Raw genomic sequence first — 19,824 nt, forward strand, 5'->3', positions numbered from 1 at the left:
AAGTAATGGACATTTACCAGAAAATTGTTAATTAAAATAAAAAAATTTATATAGAATGAGGAAATAATTCATGAATAAAACATCTAGTGATAGAAGAACAATACGTACTAAAAAGATGATTAGGTCTGCCTTAGCAGAGTTAATAGAGGAGAAAGGATTCAACAATGTATCAGTTACTGACTTAACTCAAAGGGCAGATATAAATAGAGGAACTTTTTATCTGCACTATGTCGACAAGTTTGACTTGTTAGAGAAGATTGAAGATGAAATCATACAGGAAATTGAAGAAGAGACTAAGCATCTTGATTCAGTCAATATGATGAACATAGATGCTTCAAATGAGCCCCTTCCGTTTATGGTAAAAATTTTTGAATATTTTAGAGACAACTCAGTGATTATTAAGTCTATTTTAGGACCAAAAGGTGACCCTACTTTTGAAAGAAAGATAAAAAGCTTTATTGAGACCAATTTGTTTGAGAAACAAAAGCTTAAAAATTTTAATATAGATGAGGCAGTAATTTCAGAAGAATATTTTATACAATATATACTTTCAGCAGACTTAGGTGTAATTCAACATTGGCTTGAAAAAGACATGAAAGAATCTCCTGAAGAAATGGCACTAATACTTGCTAGAATGTCATTACTTGGTCCATTAAGAGCACTTGGTATTCGTAAAGACTTATAAATAAGTTTTAGATATTAAGATAAATATATCAAGCAATAAAATATAGTTTACTGTGAAGAAGTTTCTATTTTTTGATTCTATTGTAGAAATATGGTATATACACACAACATACACGACAAGATGCATTTACTTGATTAACCCTTGTTTAAGTGCATCTTCTATTGCTTTTTTTATAACTTTGCTTGAGTTTGTAGCGCCTGATATAGCATCTACATCTATTTTTTGCTCATTGAGTACTTCATCAATGACTTTCTCAGCTTTTTGACCCCTTTCATTTTTATGTTCCAATATATTGATGTTTGTAATTTTACCACTGTTTACAACAACTTCTACCTTAGCAGAGATAAGATTTACATTGCAATTCCCAATATAAGTTCCATCTTTAACATCAGAAAGCTTTATATTTTCAAAGGTCATATTCTTTACTGTCTGTTGATAGTCATGTACTCGTTTCATATAGATTCCAAAACATATAAAACCTATCAATAAAACAACAACAATAGTACGATAAATGATTTTTTTACTTTTAATTTTCATTTTAATACCTCTCAATTTTTTAGTTAAAATATTTGTATTTCTTTATTTTTAATATATATAACCACTTATTTGATGATGGAATTATTTTGAGATAGAGCGATAGAGTGTGTCAAATCCATATTTTAGAAATTCTTCTTTAGAGAGTTTGAGTTCTTGTTTTATATAAGCTTCTTTATTAGTTGCTGTTTGTATCAAACCAGATAACATTCCCCAAAATGAAAAAATAGTAGGCATAATTTTAATATCGTCTCTAAGCTCGCCTGATAGGATACCATAACTTACAAATTGCTTTATTTTATCGTTGATTTCCTCACCAACACGGAAAGTTTCTTTTTCTTCAGGTAAATAGTCTGTACTTTCAAAGTCAATGTTTATTTCGTCAAGAGCTATTTTGAAGTAAAATGGAAATTCTTCTTGGTATCTTAGTAGAGAATTGCAGATAAAATCATATCTTGCTCTCGTACTTTCTTGTTCTTCTAAAGAGTGGGTAATGTATGTATGTAGTTTTTTCATGCTTTCAAGTACTAGTACACCTACAATTTCTTCTTTGTTTTTGAAATATACATATATGGTAGCTTTGCTATAGCCAGCTTCTTTTGCAATATCATCCATTGAAGTAGCCTCAATCCCTTTTTTCATAAATAAAGTTTGGGCTGATGAAGCAATGTTTTCACGATGTACACTTCTTGGTTCTTTTTTTCTTCTTCCCATGATATAATCCTTCCTTGAAATTAATTAAACTGGTAGTTTAATTATAAATAGGGTTAGTTATTTTGTCAATCAGTATTTGGGAGTTATTGCATAATAAAAAGCACCAAAGAATGATGATTTATGGTTTATCATTATTGATGCCATTTATGTTAATTTATTTTATGTTTTTAGAGTTTTTTTATATCATGAAATATGGATAAAAAAATTATGTTTTCTTCTTTTATAGATATGAAAAAAGCCGTTAATATTGTTGGACTAACGGCTCATATTAAAGTATTAAATTTAAATTTGTCTGAGTTACATTATATTTATTAGTTGTAGGTTTTTTGTTTTATCTATGTACTCAAATACCAAGTATACCCGTACCTATCAAGTACTTCAGCACCACCATCATTTTCATCTGGAGGTGGGTGAGGTAAAAATTTTTGCACAAGCGTACCACCCTCAGCAAGCTTTACAGATATTTCTTCAATCACTTCTCGAGATGGTAATACAACGCAAATCGCCATGCCAGAAATTAAAACAGGTTCTTCTGTATCTACGCCCATTATACAGCCATCATACTTTGTGAAAGTGACACTTGCGTGTATAATAGGGTTGTTCGGGTTGTTGTTTAGTCGTACAAACCTAGTTTTTCCACCTCCAAAAGCCTCAGCATAAAAGTTAAATGCTTCTTCACAAGTATTATTGAAGGTTAAATATGGAGTTAATATGGTAAACATCTCCTTTCTTTGGTACAAAATATAAATAATTTGCAGTTATAATTACTCTACAAATTAAGAATTACTAACATTAGTATACCAGAAATACTGATAATTTATATTACTGAAAAAGAAATTCTTGGATATTTTCGAAGTCTTGATTGTAACAATAATAAACAGTTTGCCTTGATTTATCATAAACCATTGAAAACTCTGTTATCCATTCGCCTTCACTTTGTTTGACTGCTTCCAATATCTCAAGGGCTTTTTCTACATTCATATTAACTGATAAGGAGAGTAAGGATATACTCTTATACAAATTGAATCGAGAAGTAGATAATGGTAAAATGAACTTAGAAAAAGCAATAATGCAGTTTATACAAATGGGAGGATTATAATGGATTTTCACAAGGCTTATACCTTGCTGGAGTAGAGTGTATAGATGATGCAGAGCCACCAAATGGTTGGGTAAAGTGGACTGTGCCTAGTTATGAATATATCTATGTTGAAAATGAGGGAAAAGATACTTTCCAAACTGTTACTTTGTATCTACATGAAAATAATATCACCCTTGCTGGCTCAGTACATGATTTTAATTGCCCTATAACTGGCAAAGGATATATGTTTTTCCCAATACTCAGATTGTAAGCATACTTCCATATGAAAGTAATAAATATTTTAGTTATGATAAAACTTACTATTTTACTGTAAAGAAATCAAATATTGATATACTAGTAGACAATATTACTAAAGCATTTTTATACTCAAATTTTCTATAGAACAAGGAATTATATTGTATATAAAAAATATCAAAAACTAACGTTGCTTAGGTGGAGTTTTCTTTGCTCGTATATATTGAATAATGTCGAGTAAATCTGCATCTTCTAAAATACGATATTTAATCCAGCCTCCATTATCACCACAAGGATAACGATTTGACCAGTATTCTTTAGCTTTTGGTGTTAAGGCAATTAGCATTTTTTCTACTGCTGGAACTTGTTTGTCACCTATCTGAATCATAACAGTGAATGCCCCTTTTTCAAAGAAAGCATAGCATAGATGAAAAGATTTATGACTATATTTGTAACCCCAACCATAGTTATTCCCAAAAGGGAATCGAAGTTCTTTTGATAAGCTATATTGAGTTTCAAGGTAAGTTTCTAACTTACACAAGCGTGTATACCCATCTTTACCCATGTATTCAATTATTTGAGACAAGCTAGGTTTATTGTTTTTTTCAAGCATACGTTCGTACATTAGATTTCACTCCCTAAACATGTAATTTGTAATTAGAATTAATATCCTAGTGATAATTTATAGTATAAGTTTAAGTCCTTGTTAAGTTTGTAAGTAAGCTGAGGACTATTTTTTATATACATTTTCATAAAGTATCTTATTTTTACTTTTAGTATAACAAAGTAATTATGATAACTAGTATAACAAAGTAATTATGATAGCTAGTATAACAAAGTAATTATGACAACAGTTTGTCATGTTTTGTAAGTCTTGCCTATATAATATGTATAAAATACAAAGTAGTTAATATTAATAATAATATTGATGGCTAGAAAATATTATATTTATATTTGTTGGAAAATAATGTAAAAGAATGATAAAATAGAGTTTATAATATAAAAGTAAAATTATATTATAATTATATGTATTTGTTGGATTTATGTATTTAAATACTGTAGAATTTATGTTAATTATCGCTAAAAAAGCATAATACTATGGTGTAAGGTTTTATAAACTTCTAATTGAAAGGGGAGAATTCAAATGGATAAAAGATACTTAAAATCCAATGTGTTTGAAGCTTTTCAAGATAGACTTTCTTATATTTTCAGTGAATTTGATTATGTCTATGTGTCTTTCAGTGGAGGAAAAGATAGTGGTTTATTATTGAATTTAGTTTTGGATTATAAGAGAAAGCATAATATAAGTTCCAAAATTGGAGTATTTCATCAGGATTTTGAAGCTCAATACAGTATGACAACTGAGTATGTTGAAAAAACATTTGAAGAGAATCTTGAAGATATTGAGCCATATTGGGTGTGTTTGCCGATGGCCACAAGAACGGCTGTAGGAAATTATGAAATGTTTTGGTATCCATGGGATGATGAGAAAGAAGAGTTATGGGTAAGAAAAATGCCAGTCAAAGAATACATAATAAATCAAGAAAATAACCCATTTGTCTATTATAAATATAAGATGAGGCAAGAAAGTTTGGCAAAACAATTTGGCAGATGGATGAGGGACAAGCATAAAGGTGCAAAAGTTGCTTGTTTATTAGGAACAAGAGCGTCGGAATCATTACAACGCTACTGTGCTATTGTAAATAAACAGCATGGATATAAAGGAAAGTGCTGGATAACGAATCAATTTAAAAATGTATGGACAGCATCTCCTATATATGATTGGGAAATAGAAGATGTTTGGCTAGCTAACTATAAGTTTAACTATGATTACAATAAAATTTATGATTTATTCTATAAAGCTGGTGTAGCTCCAAGAAGTATGAGAGTAGCATCTCCATTTAATGATTCAGCGAAGGATAGTCTAAATTTATATAGGGTATTAGACCCAGATGTATGGATGAAATTGGTTGCTAGAGTACAAGGAGTCAATTTCACCTCTATTTATGGAAAAACAAAAGCTATGGGGTACCGAAGTATTTCATTGCCAGATGGACATACTTGGAAAAGCTTCACCTATTTTTTACTTGACACTTTACCTGAAAATATAAGAAAAAATTATATTAAGAAATTTTCAACATCTATTGATTTTTGGCATAATAGAGGAGGAGGTTTACCAGGAAGTGTTATACATGAATTGATAATGAAAGGATATAAAATAGAATTAAATGGAGTTTCAAATTATACAAAAGATAAAAAAATTAGAGTTAAATTTTTAGGTGATATACCTGATGATACAGATGATATCAAGTTTACCAAAGATATTCCAAGTTGGAAGAGAATGTGCTATTGTATTTTAAAAAATGACCATATGTGTAAATTTATGGGATTTAGTCCTACAAAAGAACAAAGAGTTAGGACAGAATATATTAAGAAAAAATATGAAAAAATTCATGAGATAGGAGTTAAGGTGCTATGAAACAGAAAAGTCCCGTATATGGAATCATTGCAGTACCCATTGAAAAGATAGAATCTAACGACTATAATCCAAATACAGTAGCCCCACCAGAAATGCAGTTGTTATATAAAAGTATTAAAGAAGATGGGTATACAATGCCAATTGTTTGTTATTATAATCAGGAAAAAGACAAGTATGTTATTGTAGATGGTTTCCATCGTTATAGAGTAATGCTTGAAAATAAGGATATCTATGATAGAGAGAATGGACTTCTTCCTGTTTCAATAATTGATAAATCTCTTGATGAGAGAATGGCAAGTACTATTCGACATAATCGTGCAAGGGGCTCACATAATGTGGATTTAATGAGTAGTATTATAACTGAACTGTGTGAAATTGGAAAATCTGATGAATGGATATCAAAGCATCTAGGTATGGAGATTGATGAAATTCTTAGATTAAAGCAAATAACTGGATTATCTTATTTGTTTAAGGATAAAGAGTTTAATAATTCATGGATTCCGTCTGATTCTGATAATATGTAAGAAAATTAAGAGTATACATTAAAAATTAAGAGTTTTAAGTTTATATATAAATACAGAGAAAGGGCTGTCTCGAAGTGAATTTTTTGGTTCATGAGACACTCTTTTTTTTATGAAATTAAATATATTTTCATCATTTTAATTATGAAAAAGAGGCTTATCTATATTTTGAGATAGCCTCTTTTTTATTTGTATAAATGTTAATACCATATATGAATGTAGAAGTCTTAATACTATATTTGTATAAATGTTAATACCATATATGAACGTAGAAGTCTTAATATTATATTTGTATAAATGTTAATATCATATACGAATGTAGAAGTCTTAATACTATATTTGTATAAATGTTAATATCATATATGAATGTAGAAGTCTTAATATTATATTTGTATAAATGCTAATACCATACATGAATATAGAAGTCTTAATACTATATATGAAGATATGAATTTTAAGACTAGATAATGAAAATGTAATTATTAAAATCATATATGAAGCATGCTTTTATAATGCAACTAAATAAAATTATAAAATAAATAGACTTGTTTTATTTAAGCTAGATTTAGATTTTAGAAAATAAAATTATAAAATTCGATAAATTTTAAAAATGATTTATTGATTGAAAAAATAGTATTAAAATATCAATTTTTATTTATTTTAGTGATAAAGAGTAACATTTTGACGAGAAATAAATATTATATAGTAAATAGTAATTGTGTTATAAGAAATTGTATAAATTCTATACTGATTATTTAGAATGAATATTTATACAAAATTAGTTGAGTAGACAAATTTTAAGAATAAAAGAGGAACAAAAAAGATACTCGTTTATTTCTGTTAAAGTTCTATTAAAACCACTGATTATAATATAACACAAGTATAAAATTATTAAAAATAATACTATTTTAAAATTCGAAAAATTAAGGAGGATAATTAATGGAATATTTAAAAGAGGATAAACAAGATTATTGTTATGAATTTGCTAGACCATACATTAATCGTCAAATTTATGATGACACATACAATCCAAAAACAGCATTAAGAAGAGGTACTTTATTTCCTGAGTTGGATTTAATAGAGTCAAATAACTACAATGATTGGTTATATGAAAATCCTAAAAATAGAGTTAGAGAGAAAAAAGGGGGTAGTATGTACTAATGTCATTAAATAGAAGAGAACTTTTAGAGAGAATTTCAGAATATCAATTTGCTTGTATAGAATTAAATTTATATTTGGATAACAATCCAAGAGATGAGGAAGCTCTTGATTCATACAGTAGATACTGCGATAAATTTACACAAGCTATGTGTGATTATGAGTCTAAGTATGGGGCATTAATTAATTTTGCTTATGAATCAAGTGAATATCCTTGGTCATGGGTATCAGAGCCTTGGCCATGGGATAAGTCATTTTATAAATAAAATTATACAGTATTAAGATTAGATTTACTATTAAATATATTAAGGAGGAGTAAGATAATATGTGGATTTACCAAAAAACACTGGAACATCCAGTTAACATAAGACAAGCAGACCCTAGAATGGCAAAATATATAATGACTCAGTTGGGAGGACCTAATGGTGAGCTGGCAGCTGCAACTAGATATCTTCAACAAAGATACACTATGCCAACAGGAAAATCTCGTGCACTTTTAACTGATATAGGTACAGAAGAAATGGCTCATGTTGAGATAATTTCTTCAATGTTATATCAATTAATAAGTAGCTGTACTCCAGAAGAGCTTAAAGCTGCTGGACTTGGAACTAATTATGCTACTTTTGGACATGGTCTTCAGCCAGTTGATTCTAATGGAGTAAACTTTACTACAAGTTATATTAATGTCTTTGGCGATGCTGTAACTGATTTACATGAAGATATGGCTGCTGAACAAAAAGCATTGGCTACGTACTATCAATTAATAAATTTAACTGATGACCCAGATTTGAAGGATATCTTAAGATTTTTAGGTGAGAGGGAAGTAGTGCATTATCAAAGATTTGGTGAAGCACTAATGGATGTTTACGAGTTTACAGAATGTAAACATCAGTTCTAATAAAATAATAATAAAATAATAAAAGGAAGGTGCTTCAAAATGAGCTTTTAGTTTATGAGGCATCTTCTTTTTGTATGAAATAAAATAAATCAATCTCTTTATATATAAATTAGTCTTATAAATAATTAAATAAATATAAAAAATTTAAGAATTAAAATATGTCAACTTGACATGATAATTATGATAGAATATAATACTTACTAAAAGTAAGTATATGATTTCGAGCTAATTAAGGAGGAGAATATGGAAAAATATTTACCTGCTTGTCCAGTAGAAATAACGCTACAAATGATAGGTGACAAATGGAAGTTTTTGATATTAAGAGAATTAATAAGAGGTAAAAAACGTTTTGGAGAATTAAGTGAATCAATTGATAATATAAGTCAAAAAATGTTGTCTCAAAATCTAAAAAGTATGGAAGAAGATGGTCTAGTGCATCGTGAAGTATATGAACAATTTCCACCTAAAGTTGAATATTCTTTGACTGAATTAGGGATGACTTTACGACCTATATTAGTTTCTCTGTTTGAATGGGGCAATATGTATAAAGAGTATAGTGAAAAGGAGAGTAAAGATGAATAGAGTAGTAATCACTGGGATTGGAATAGTATCCCCTATAGGAAATAATATTGAAGAATTTTGGAGTAATGTAAAAGCAGGTAATCATGGTATACAGATGATAGATAGGTTTGATACTAAAGATTTTCCTGTAAAAGTAGCAGGGCAAGTAAAAGGTTTTAATCCTTTATTATCATTCTCTAAGAAGGAACTTAGACATAATGACTTGTATTGCCAATATGCAGTAGAAGCTACAAGACAGGCTATTTCTGACTGTGGAACTGATTTTAAAGAATTAGACCCTTATCGTATAGGAGTTATAGTTGGTAGTGGGATAGGTGGAATAAATACTTTGGAAAGTGAATATGGAAAATTTATTGAGAAGGGAAGTAGACGAGTTTCACCATTTACGATACCAATGCTAATCTCAAATATGGCTGCTGGAACGATTGCTATTAAATATGGATTTAAGGGAATCAATTATGCTTTAGTATCTGCTTGTGCGACATCTACTCATACAATAGGGGAAGCATTTGAGGCTATTAAATGTGGAAGATTAGATGTCTGTGTAGCTGGTGGTTCTGAAGCAGCTATAACTGAATTTACATTGGCTGGATTCAATAATATGAAAGCATTGAGTGATAGTGACGACCCTGACAGAGCATCAATTCCTTTTGATAAAGATAGAAATGGATTTGTCATGGGTGAGGGAGGAGCTATTTTAATATTAGAGAGTTTAGAAAATGCAAAGAAAAGAAATGCAAAGATTTATGCAGAGGTAATCGGGTATGGTGCTACAGAAGATGCATACCATATTACTAGTCCAGACCCTACAGGAGAAGCAGCTTGTCAGGCTATCTTGATTGCATGTAATGAGGGTGGAATTAATCCAAGTGAGATTGATTATATTAATGCTCATGGTACTTCTACTCCAATTAATGATAAATACGAGACGAATGCGATAAAACTGGCATTAAAAGATTCAGCTAACGATGTACTTATAAGTTCTACAAAGTCAATGACAGGGCATTTGTTGGGAGCAGCAGGGGCATTGGAAGCAATAGTTTGTGTAAAAGCTATAGATGATAATTTTGTTCCTATGACTGTAGGTTATAAGAATTTTGACCCAGATTGTGATTTGAATTATGTTGTTAATGGTGGAATTGAGAAAGAAGTGAAATACACTATTTCTAATTCATTAGGATTTGGTGGGCATAATGCTACTATTTGTATAAAGAAGTTTGAGGAATAGTAGTAAGAATAAGCAAAATTAAAATAAGACTTTCCTTTATTTTTCCAAAAATGTATTGTATTATTGATTCAGTAGTAAATGCAATGAAATCATATGTCAATAATCATTTAGTATTTGCATTATAGTATCATTTAGTTATATTTATTAAATATAAAGAGTAAATAATAAAGATTATATATTTAGTGAATTAAGAGCTATATTTGTTGATATTGTACAGAATTATTGGGAGAAGGAGGAAAAGCATGAAAAAAGATACATCTCATGTTATCAAACGGGCAGAGAACTTTCAGGTAATTTTGATTGGAGAAGGACTGATAGTTGGTGCTGTGGCTGGTTTGATTGTACTTTTATATAGGATACTTTTGGGGCGAGCTGGTATCTGGCTTAGCCAAATTTTGACGTTTGTAGAAGGTTCTACAATAAAAATAATAGCTTGGTTTGCAGTGCTTGCACTACTTGCTTGGATTGTATCAAAGCTTGTAGACTTAGAGCCAATGATTTCTGGAAGTGGTATTCCTCAGCTTGAGGGAGAAATGACAGGAAAAATCAAGCAGGTATGGTGGCGTGTGTTGCCAACTAAATTTATTGGAGGATTTTTGGCACTTATGGGAGGTCTTGCATTGGGAAGAGAAGGACCTTCTATTCAGCTTGGTGCTATGGCAGGGAAAGGTATCTCTAGAGCACTTGACAGAGGTAAGACAGAGGAAAAATTTCTGTTAACCTGTGGGGCAAGTGCTGGATTGTCAGCAGCATTTCATGCGCCATTAGCAGGTGTTATGTTTTCGCTTGAAGAAGTTCATAAGAACTTTTCAGTGTCTGTTTTAATTTCTGTGATGACAGCATCTTTGACGGCAGATTATATCTCAGCTAATTTTCTAGGGATTGAGTCTGTGTTCCAGTTTGACATTGGTCATGTATTGCCACAGAATTATTATGGATTGATAGTGATTCTAGGTGTGATTCTTGGAGTTATGGGAGCATTTTATAACTGGTTTACTTTATATGTGCAGTCTTTATATAAAAAGATTCCTAAAATCGGTACATTTGGTAAACTGCTGATTCCATTCAGTATGGCTGGTATTCTTGGACTTATGATGCCTCAAGTGCTAGGAAGTGGGCACAATTTGGTGGAGTCACTTACAAGTCATGAATATCTTTTTGGGATGGTTGTTTTGATTTTTGTCGTACGCTTTATATTTTCAGCTGTTAGTTTTGGGTCAGGTGCACCAGGTGGCATCTTTTTTCCGTTGCTTGTTTTAGGAGCATTTATAGGTGGAATATTTGGAATGATAGGTGTTAAGGTTTTTGGAATGAACCCAGACTATATAAATAATTTTGTGCTTTTGGCTATGGCAGGATATTTTACAGCTATTGTACGTGCACCTTTGACTGGTATTATATTAATTTTTGAAATGACGGGTTCTGTTAGTCAAATGCTTTCACTATCTGTAATTTCGATTGTGGCATATATTGTAGCTACTCTTATGAAATCAAAACCTATTTATGAAAGTCTTTTGGAGCGATTACTTGAGAAAAATGGAGAACCTGCTCCTAAAGAGAGGGGAGAAAAGATACTAGACCAGTTTTCTGTTATGTTTGGTTCTCCTGTTGCAAACAAAAAAATTCAGGATATACAATGGCCAGAGAATTGTCTTCTGGTAGCTATTCAAAGAGGTGGTGAAGAGATTATTCCTAGAGGGAAAACTATTCTTAAGCCAAGTGATATAATTGTGACTATGACAGATGAGAGAGACAGTGGTGTTGTGTATGATAGGATGGAGAATTTGTGTAAAGAGAATACTTCCCATATTTTATAGATAAGTGATAATATTAAATTGAGTAAAGAGTTAGTTATTGAGTGGTATGAGAAAATGAAAGTGTAGGATTTTAGATGTAAAGAGTTTGAAAAATAAATTGATTGTATGTAAAATGATAGATTACATTTTATTGAAATAGTAAATTAAAGCTTATTGAACTGAAAAAATAAATTTGGAAAAAGGAAGATTTAAGTATGTGTGATGAATTTGTAAACTTGACAGTAGAAAATCTTGCCAATGAACATTTATGTTGTATTATCCGTACAAGAAAGCTACATAAAGGTATTGAAGCCAAAAAGCAATGGATTTCTGAAAGATTAAGAGAAGGGCATACCTTTAGAAAATTGAATGTCAAAGGTACTGTATTTATTGAGTATGCACCCCTTGAGACTGCATGGGTTCCAATTACTGGCGATAACTATTATTATATATATTGCTTATGGGTATTGGGTGATTATAAAGGAAAAGGGTATGCGAAATCGTTAATGGAGTATTGTGTGGAAGATGCTAAAAAGAATGGAAAATCTGGCGTTTGTATGCTTGGGGCGAAAAAACAAAAAGCATGGCTTTCAGACCAATCATTTGCGAAAAAATTTGGATTTGAGGTCGTCGATACTACTGATAATGGATATGAGCTACTTGCACTTTCTTTTGACGGAACAACACCAGTGTTCAAGCAAAATGCAAAATCGTGTGAAATCGAGAGTGAGGAACTAACTATTTATTATGATATGCAATGTCCATTTATCTATCAAAATATTGAACGATTAAGAGATTATTGCACAACACATGATGTTCCAGCTTCATTTATTCAAATAGACACATTACAAAAAGCAAAGGAATTACCTTGTGTTTTTAATAACTTCGCATTATTTTACAAGGGGAAGTTTGAAACAGTAAATTTAATAGATGTTGCGTATTTGAAAAAAATGCTAAATAAATGATAGAGAATAATATTCTATATCAATGTAGTGGCGGAAGTCTTTTGATTTTCCGCCATATTTGTGTGCAGACAAATGGATGGTTCTAATGATGACTTAAAATAACATAATTAAGAGGGTTATTTTAGAAATCTTATAATTTTAATTTAGAGTATGTATTCATTTTTTATATCTTATAAATAAGACATGATTTTTTAGAAATTCAAGTATTGTACAGATAAGATTGACTTATATTGACGTATTTAGTTATTCTAGATTTAAGAGAAGAGAGGTGGCTATATGAATTTGATTTTGAATGATATTCTTAGGACTGTTGTATTAAGTGATTTGTGTATAGTTATCCTATTGAGTTTTAGAATGACTATATTTAAAAGGTTTAGCAAAAGATTTAATTATTATGTTTGGTTGATTGTGATTATTAAGTTATTACTACCATTTACATACTATACTTTTACATTTAATAGGAGGGAATATCAATATACTATTAGTAAGGTGTATTTAGAAAATTTTAATACTATCTTTACTTCGAAAAACAGTATTTTATTATTTATTTGGATTGCTAGTATAATAGTATATTTGGTTTATATTAGTTGGAGATACATTAAGATTAAAATTTTGATGAATGATTTATCCTATGATGTTGAGGATAATGAGATAAAAAATCTTTATGAGAATTTATTAAAGGAGCTTAGTATAAATAAAAAGATACAACTTAAATATTCTTATGAAGTTGAAACACCAGTGTTTTTTAATTCAAGTGTCATTTTACCTCCTTATGATTATACATTAAAGGAGCTGGATTGGATATTTAGACATGAGCTTATGCATTTTAAGAGTAAAGACCTTTATGTTAAGTATTTGGTGCTATTTTTAAAATGTGTTTATTGGTTTAATCCTTTTATATATATAATGGAGAAGTTTATAGATTTGGATTGCGAATTTTATTGTGATGAAAGGGTTTTAAAGAACCGTACTGTAGAGGAGAGACAGGACTATGCGCTTACTATAATAAGTGCGATGAGGAAAGGTTCAAGTCATTCAAATAAGTTTGTGGCTGGTTTACATAAGGAGTCGGATATTAGAAAAAGAGTGTCTAATATGTTTAATGAAAGATATAGAAATGGTGTTTTGATGGTGGTAATTTTGTGTTTGTTATCTTCTATTACATATTTTAGATTTGATACAATCTGTTATAATCCATTGATTTATCCAATGCATAAGCAGTCACCTATTGAAAATAGAGCTAATTCAAAACCAACATATGAGTTTAATATTCATGTAGATGATTAATATATAAAATTATCATATAAAGAGGTTTTAGGCATATAAAATTGATAATCAGTTTTTTTGTGCATTAAGTAATTATGAAGAAGTATTTATTAATTTATTATATAAATTAAGTAATTTTGATTGTAAAGAGTTTTATTCTTACCTGTGACAATATAAATCATATTTTTAGATATTTTCTTTGATTATAGTATTTTAGTTGTATAATACATTATTGTGTATAAAGGTGTTAGTTATAGTAATCGAATGGATAAATAGAGTATTTAAAATAATTAGTTTATAAGGAGAAATATTTATGAGAAAGCAATTGGAAGAAATGACTTTAGAAGAATTATGGGAGTTGTTCCCAATAGTTTTAACTGTTCATAAGGAATGTTGGAAAGATTGGTTCAAAGAAGAAGAATGTAGATTAACTGGGGTATTACCTATGCAAAATATTGTTAGAATAAGTCATATTGGAAGCACTGCTGTGAGCACAATCCATGCCAAGCCAATTGTTGATATACTTATTGAGATAATGAATGATTGTAGCATAAAAGAGATTAAAAAGTTAATTGAATCAATGGGATATGTTTGTATGTCTGAGAGTAGTAGCAGGATTTCACTTAATAAAGGATATACAATAGATGGTTTTGAAGAACGAGTTTTTCATTTACATATAAGGTATGCAGGTGATAATGATGAGTTGTTTTTTAGAGATTATTTAATTGACAATCCAAGTGTAGCTAAGGAGTATGAAGAACTTAAGTTAAATCTATGGAAGAAGTATGAGCATAATCGTGATGCTTATACAGATAGTAAGTCGGATTTTATTAAAGAATTTACTGAAAAAGCAAAGGTATTGTATTCTAATAGGTATATTTAGAGATTTATTTATATATTTTTATTAGGTTACTTATTGATTTTTAATGTAGGTAAGTTATATAAGGGTAGAAAGATTAAGTTTATTAAATTGTATGAAGTTACATACAAAGGGATGTTAGATTGTTTAGATTATATGAATTTAAATAAAAAATGGTAGTCAGATTGATTGCCATTTTTTATTTTTAATGAATGTAGATGTAAAATAGAACTCTTTTACTTTATCTCTTTGTATTAATATAACATTTATAGATTGACTTTTAGACAAATGTCTAATAAAATAAATTTAAAGGTGTGTGATTATATTGAAAAAAATACCAAAGTCTGAATTGTTAGTTATGAATTTTATCTGGGATAAAGATATGGATAAGATACCTGCAAGAGAGGTAGCTCATTTTATGGAAGATTACCATGAATGGACGAAAGGAACTACAGGAAAAGTTCTTTCTAGATTAAGTGACAAAGGATTTTTAGAGTTTGAAAAAGATGGTAGAAATACTGTCTACACTGTTAAGATTAAGCGTGAAGAGTATTTGAAGTTTGAAACAAAAGATTTCTTTGAATTTATGCATAAGAATTCCATCCATAGCTTTATTTCATCACTAGGTTGTGAAACTGAGATATCAGATGATGATATAAAAGAGCTTGAAAAATGGATAAAAAAAAGAAAATAGGAGAAGTATCTTATGGAACTTTTTATAGAGATTTTAAAATTAAATATTCATATAAGTATGCCAATTCTTGTGTTTATTATATTTACTAAAAAAGTAAATAGGTATGGCTATAAGTTTTATTATTTAATGTGTATCTTAATAATATTTAGAATGTTATTTATATCTAAAATAAATTTAAATATATTGACTATGAACAATAACATAATTAAGAGTTATAAACACAGTATTGATAGTTACATATCATATGGTTATAGTATTAATCTAGATATATTTATGTATATTTGGATATTAGGTATTATATTAATATCTTTTTATTATTTAAAAAACAATTTTAAATTTTATAGCTATGTAGAAAATTTACAAGAAGAAGTTTTAGATGTAAATATTATTAATATTTTAGATGAACAAGCAAAAAAATTAAATATAAATAGGAGGTTTAAAGTATTTAGAGTTAAAGGGATTTATTCTCCTGCTATTATAGGATTAAGAGATTATAAAATAATAATTCCAGAAAAAGAATATAGTAATAGAGAATTAAATTTTATTTTTAGACATGAATTAGTTCATTATAAAAGAAAAGACAACTTATTTAAAGTTATGGTTAGCTTTGTATGTACAATATACTGGTTTAATCCAATTTGCCATTTACTAAAGAAACAATTTAATGAATTATGTGAATTATCTTGTGATGAAATTGTAATTGATGAATACACTTCAAGTGAAATCGAAGAATATGCATATCTAATATTAGATACAATAAAGTATAAAAAAACATTAAGGTACTCAACATATGTATCTCAGTTTCGAAATGAAAAAAATATTATTTTAAAAAAGAGGTTGAATCATATGTTTAATAAAGATAAAAAGAAAATTAATTTATGTTTTAAGTTTTTATTAGCTTTTATAATAATTGGCACTATGTTTTCTATTAATGCTAATTCTGAACTCAATGGTGATATATTGGGAAATACTGATGGTAAGATTAGCTATAATAAAAATGGAGAGACATACGGTCCATCTATAACAGGTTCAAAAGGAACTTTAGTTGAGCCAGAACTTATTGAAGCAATAGGTATAGGAAAGAGAGTAGGGTATGTAAGGAAAAGGGATTTGTATGATTGTGATAATCAACCCAAAACACCAGAAGAAGCAGTTGTTTATACAAGAAAAAAAAGATTTAATATATTTGAAAAAAGTATACCTCTTTATGATAGAGAAGGTGTGAAAATTATAGGAAGATTTAGAATTGGTTAAAATAAAAAAAGGGATGTTTCAAAATGAAAATTTGAATCATCTTTTTTTATACAAAAAGAAAAAATTTTATATTATAAAACGATAAAGTATAATTTTTTGTTAAAAGATATAAGAAATATATATATTTAAGCAAATATATACAATAATTTACATCTTTGTAATAACATTTTCTTTACAAGTTTTTAGAGATGTGATAATATTTAGAAAAGTGCATATGTATTCATAATAATTACTGGAAAACGCTTAAAATATGAAAAAATAGATAACGTATGCATAAATAGGCAAAATTTAAAATTGATAAATTTGGGAGGATATAGTTATGGGAAAATATCAAGGTTCAAAACAAGTTGTAAGAAACTACTTCGAAGCATTAGAAAATGCAAATGTAGATGGAGTTAAGAATGTTTTAAATGAATACATGAAATCAGACTATAATTGGAAAGGTGTATATCCATTTCGTGAACAAGAAGGAATTGAAAATGTAGCAGATGTATTTTGGAAACCTTTAAAAAATTCATTAAGTAATATGCAAAGAAGACAGGATATCTTTATTGCAGGGACTAATGAAATTGACAATAGTGAGTGGGTCATGAGTATGGGACACTTTATGGGACTTTTTGATAATGACTGGCTTGGGATTAAGCATACTCGTAAAATGATTAGTTTAAGATATGCAGAATTTAACTGTGTACAGGATGGAAAAATTTCTAAAACTGGATTATTTGTAGACATAATCGGATTTATGATTCAAGCAGGAGTAAATCCATTACCTCCACAAACTGGTTCATATTTTGTATATCCAGGGCCAATTGACCATAATGGATTACTTTTTGAAGATGCAGATGAAATTGAAGGAGTAAAAACTTTGGCATTAGTGAATAAAATGGTAGATGATTTATCTGAGTTAAATGAAAGTGGTGCTATGGGATGTCCTCCAGAAGTACTTGAAAAATCATGGGCTAAAGATATGATTTGGTATGGGCCAGGAGGGATTGGTGCTTCTTATACTATACCTAGATATCAAGAACAACACCAATTACCATTTAGAAACAATTTAAAAGGAAAGACTTTTAATGGACATGCATGTAGATTTGCAGAAGGAAACTTTGCTTGTTTCTTTGGATGGCCTAATCTGACTAATATACCATGTGGAGGTTTTTTAGGATTGCCAGGTGGTGAGGTTAAAGCAGATATGCAGGTAGTTGATGTGTATTATCGTAAAGGGGATAAGCTTCAAGAAAACTGGGTACTAATTGATATTCCTTATTGGCTAAAACAACAAGGTCTTGATATTCTTGAGAGAACTAAAAGTATTTTTAATGCTTAATTATGCATACGTATGCTTAAAGAGGTGGAGGAATATAAAATGACATCCAATAATAAAAATGATGGAATAGTAAAAGAGCAAGAAAAAGAAAGTTCTATAAGTGAGCTTGAATCAGAAAAAGTTAAGGGAAAACATAAATCTAAAGTAAATCAAACTAATTTTAGTAATATGGATAAAAATGAAACTACTAAAAATCAAATTACTGATAATAAAACAGGCATACATAAAACTGAGGAAGATAAATCTAATATAAATATTACTACTGAAAAAAATGAAAAAGTTGTATTTAAGGGGGAATATAATATGGAGTCTACAAAAATTTACTATGGAGATTCACTAGAAGTAACACCTGTTGGAGTGATGGACTACAATGATTTTTCAAAACAGACAAAAAGGGAGCAAGAAATACCTGGATTTGATTCTAAGTATAGGGATTTTGTAGATTATATTATGAAAATAACACATAATATTTGGGAAGAAAAAGGTATAGGGGTTATTTATGATACATATCACAATAATGTTACAATGCACTGTGGTTCTTCTAATTTAGTCGGTATTAAAGATGTTATTTCCAATACTCTTCAAACATTACATGCGTTTCCTGATAGAAGATTAATTGGGCAAAATGTAATATGGTCTAACTTTGGTGCTGATGGTTTTTTATCTTCTCATCGTGTTTTATCTACAGCAACTAATCTAGGTGATAGTAATTTTGGACCAGCAACAGGTAGAAAAATAAACTTTAGAACTGTGATTGATTGTGCTACAACAAACAATAGAATTCATGAAGAATGGTTAGTTAGAGATAATTTATGGATTGTCACTCAATTAGGATTAGACCCTCAAGAAGTAGCAAAAGGTATGGCAAAAGCAAGTGCATCTAAAGTACTTAGTTTACAATCAACATATGGTATCTGTGAATCTATGGATGGTCAATTCATGCCAGCTAAGTATCAAGCAAAAGATGAGTCTGTTGGTGAAATGATGCTTGAAATGACAAGTCGTATTTATAATTATAAATATATAAATGAAGTTAAAAAATACTATCATGATAATGCAGTAGTCCATTTTATATGTGATAAAGATTTAAATGGATATGATGAGATACAAGGCATGATTGTAAGTTTACTTGCTTCAATTCCAAATGGAAGTTATGAAGTAGAAAGAGTAACCTGCAATCAGAGGGAAAAAAATGAAGGATATGATGTATCTGTAAGATGGAGATTACGTGGAATAAATGAAGGGATAGGTTTCTTTGGACAACCTTCTGGAAAGCCTGTGGAAGTAATGGGAATCAATCATTATCATGTATTACAAGGTAAAGTAAAGGAAGAATGGATAACTTTTGATGGCATGGATGTTCTAAAGCAAATGTATATGGGTGTGGAAGAGTAAGTTTATTAGAGTATAAATAGTCTTGAAATCTATATAATGAGTATTTTTTTATAAATTTGAGAAATAGATGTATATAGCAAATAATGGATAAATTCTTAGATGTACTATGGTATATAACGAATAACAGGATAAATCC

At 29.3% G+C, this 19,824-nt stretch carries 22 protein-coding genes; 17 read left to right on the top strand and 5 right to left on the bottom strand.

Annotation, left to right across the window (positions count from 1 at the left end):
- The first annotated feature begins 70 nt into the window (after window positions 1-70).
- Window positions 71-685 (top strand): TetR/AcrR family transcriptional regulator, encoded by a 615-nt coding sequence (locus tag KGF38_RS04570; protein WP_074179084.1) that lies wholly within the window; start codon window positions 71-73, stop codon window positions 683-685.
- Between the two features lie 126 nt (window positions 686-811).
- Here KGF38_RS04570 and KGF38_RS04575 read toward each other — a convergent pair whose 3' ends face one another.
- The 4 genes from KGF38_RS04575 to KGF38_RS20355 form a co-directional block, all read right to left on the bottom strand.
- On the bottom strand, window positions 812-1,222 hold the full coding sequence (locus KGF38_RS04575; protein WP_054269115.1) for an FMN-binding protein: 411 nt from the start codon (window positions 1,220-1,222) through the stop codon (window positions 812-814).
- Between the two features lie 81 nt (window positions 1,223-1,303).
- Complete coding sequence (locus tag KGF38_RS04580) at window positions 1,304-1,933, bottom strand: TetR/AcrR family transcriptional regulator (RefSeq protein ID WP_074179085.1); 630 nt, start codon at window positions 1,931-1,933, stop codon at window positions 1,304-1,306.
- 335 nt (window positions 1,934-2,268) lie between these two features.
- Entirely contained in the window at window positions 2,269-2,655 is a 387-nt protein-coding gene (locus tag KGF38_RS04585) for a VOC family protein (RefSeq protein ID WP_074179086.1), read from the bottom strand.
- Between the two features lie 100 nt (window positions 2,656-2,755).
- On the bottom strand, window positions 2,756-2,887 hold the full coding sequence (locus KGF38_RS20355; protein WP_255645980.1) for a hypothetical protein: 132 nt from the start codon (window positions 2,885-2,887) through the stop codon (window positions 2,756-2,758).
- 227 nt (window positions 2,888-3,114) lie between these two features.
- Here KGF38_RS20355 and KGF38_RS20560 point away from each other — a divergent pair, with 227 nt between their 5' ends.
- Window positions 3,115-3,282, top strand: a complete 168-nt coding sequence (locus tag KGF38_RS20560) for a hypothetical protein (protein ID WP_219673748.1) — start codon at window positions 3,115-3,117, stop codon at window positions 3,280-3,282.
- Window positions 3,283-3,450: 168 nt separating this feature from the next.
- Here the strand turns inward: KGF38_RS20560 and KGF38_RS04595 are convergent, their stop codons facing one another.
- Window positions 3,451-3,891, bottom strand: a complete 441-nt coding sequence (locus KGF38_RS04595) for a DUF3788 domain-containing protein (protein WP_054269117.1) — start codon at window positions 3,889-3,891, stop codon at window positions 3,451-3,453.
- Between the two features lie 519 nt (window positions 3,892-4,410).
- On the opposite strand from KGF38_RS04595, the gene KGF38_RS04600 reads away from it, so the two are divergent.
- From KGF38_RS04600 to KGF38_RS04670, 15 genes are all read left to right on the top strand, one after another.
- Window positions 4,411-5,745, top strand: a complete 1,335-nt coding sequence (locus KGF38_RS04600) for a phosphoadenosine phosphosulfate reductase (RefSeq protein WP_074179087.1) — start codon at window positions 4,411-4,413, stop codon at window positions 5,743-5,745.
- Window positions 5,742-6,269 carry an IbrB-like domain-containing protein gene (locus KGF38_RS04605; protein ID WP_074179088.1) on the top strand — a complete coding sequence of 176 codons (528 nt, stop codon included), beginning with the start codon at window positions 5,742-5,744 and terminating at the stop codon, window positions 6,267-6,269. Before KGF38_RS04600 ends, KGF38_RS04605 begins: the two co-directional genes overlap by 4 nt.
- A 936-nt stretch (window positions 6,270-7,205) precedes the next feature.
- Window positions 7,206-7,427 carry a spore coat associated protein CotJA gene (locus KGF38_RS04610; protein ID WP_054269120.1) on the top strand — a complete coding sequence of 74 codons (222 nt, stop codon included), beginning with the start codon at window positions 7,206-7,208 and terminating at the stop codon, window positions 7,425-7,427.
- The gene (locus KGF38_RS04615) at window positions 7,427-7,690 is read left to right on the top strand and encodes a spore coat protein CotJB (RefSeq protein ID WP_074179089.1); all 264 of its coding nucleotides are present in this window, start codon (window positions 7,427-7,429) and stop codon (window positions 7,688-7,690) included. The genes KGF38_RS04610 and KGF38_RS04615 overlap by 1 nt, the downstream gene beginning before the upstream one ends.
- Window positions 7,691-7,749: 59 nt before the next feature.
- Window positions 7,750-8,322, top strand: a complete 573-nt coding sequence (locus tag KGF38_RS04620) for a manganese catalase family protein (RefSeq protein WP_054269122.1) — start codon at window positions 7,750-7,752, stop codon at window positions 8,320-8,322.
- A 243-nt stretch (window positions 8,323-8,565) separates the two neighbouring features.
- On the top strand, window positions 8,566-8,904 hold the full coding sequence (locus tag KGF38_RS04625) for a winged helix-turn-helix transcriptional regulator (RefSeq protein ID WP_054275857.1): 339 nt from the start codon (window positions 8,566-8,568) through the stop codon (window positions 8,902-8,904).
- Window positions 8,897-10,132 carry a beta-ketoacyl-ACP synthase II gene (gene fabF, locus KGF38_RS04630; RefSeq protein ID WP_054269124.1) on the top strand — a complete coding sequence of 412 codons (1,236 nt, stop codon included), beginning with the start codon at window positions 8,897-8,899 and terminating at the stop codon, window positions 10,130-10,132. The genes KGF38_RS04625 and fabF overlap by 8 nt, the downstream gene beginning before the upstream one ends.
- 242 nt (window positions 10,133-10,374) lie before the next feature.
- A complete protein-coding gene (locus KGF38_RS04635; RefSeq protein WP_054269125.1) occupies window positions 10,375-11,949 on the top strand; it encodes a ClC family H(+)/Cl(-) exchange transporter in 1,575 nt (524 codons plus the stop codon).
- 344 nt (window positions 11,950-12,293) lie between these two features.
- Entirely contained in the window at window positions 12,294-12,893 is a 600-nt protein-coding gene (locus tag KGF38_RS04640) for a GNAT family N-acetyltransferase (protein ID WP_407811844.1), read from the top strand.
- A gap of 276 nt (window positions 12,894-13,169) precedes the next feature.
- A complete protein-coding gene (locus tag KGF38_RS04645) occupies window positions 13,170-14,180 on the top strand; it encodes a M56 family metallopeptidase (RefSeq protein ID WP_074179090.1) in 1,011 nt (336 codons plus the stop codon).
- Window positions 14,181-14,472: 292 nt separating this feature from the next.
- Window positions 14,473-15,042 carry a GrpB family protein gene (locus KGF38_RS04650; protein WP_074179091.1) on the top strand — a complete coding sequence of 190 codons (570 nt, stop codon included), beginning with the start codon at window positions 14,473-14,475 and terminating at the stop codon, window positions 15,040-15,042.
- Window positions 15,043-15,334: 292 nt separating this feature from the next.
- A complete protein-coding gene (locus KGF38_RS04655; RefSeq protein WP_227832233.1) occupies window positions 15,335-15,712 on the top strand; it encodes a BlaI/MecI/CopY family transcriptional regulator in 378 nt (125 codons plus the stop codon).
- A 12-nt stretch (window positions 15,713-15,724) separates the two neighbouring features.
- A complete protein-coding gene (locus KGF38_RS04660; RefSeq protein WP_227832234.1) occupies window positions 15,725-16,966 on the top strand; it encodes a M56 family metallopeptidase in 1,242 nt (413 codons plus the stop codon).
- 319 nt (window positions 16,967-17,285) lie between these two features.
- Window positions 17,286-18,293 (top strand): nuclear transport factor 2 family protein, encoded by a 1,008-nt coding sequence (locus tag KGF38_RS04665; protein WP_054269128.1) that lies wholly within the window; start codon window positions 17,286-17,288, stop codon window positions 18,291-18,293.
- A 39-nt stretch (window positions 18,294-18,332) separates the two neighbouring features.
- Window positions 18,333-19,688: an ester cyclase gene (locus tag KGF38_RS04670; RefSeq protein WP_074179093.1), complete on the top strand. Its 1,356-nt coding sequence runs from the start codon at window positions 18,333-18,335 to the stop codon at window positions 19,686-19,688.
- Window positions 19,689-19,824 lie beyond the last annotated feature (136 nt).

It is taken from the genome of Clostridioides sp. ZZV14-6387 (assembly GCF_020657835.1).
GTDB lineage: Bacteria > Bacillota > Clostridia > Peptostreptococcales > Peptostreptococcaceae > Clostridioides > Clostridioides difficile_A.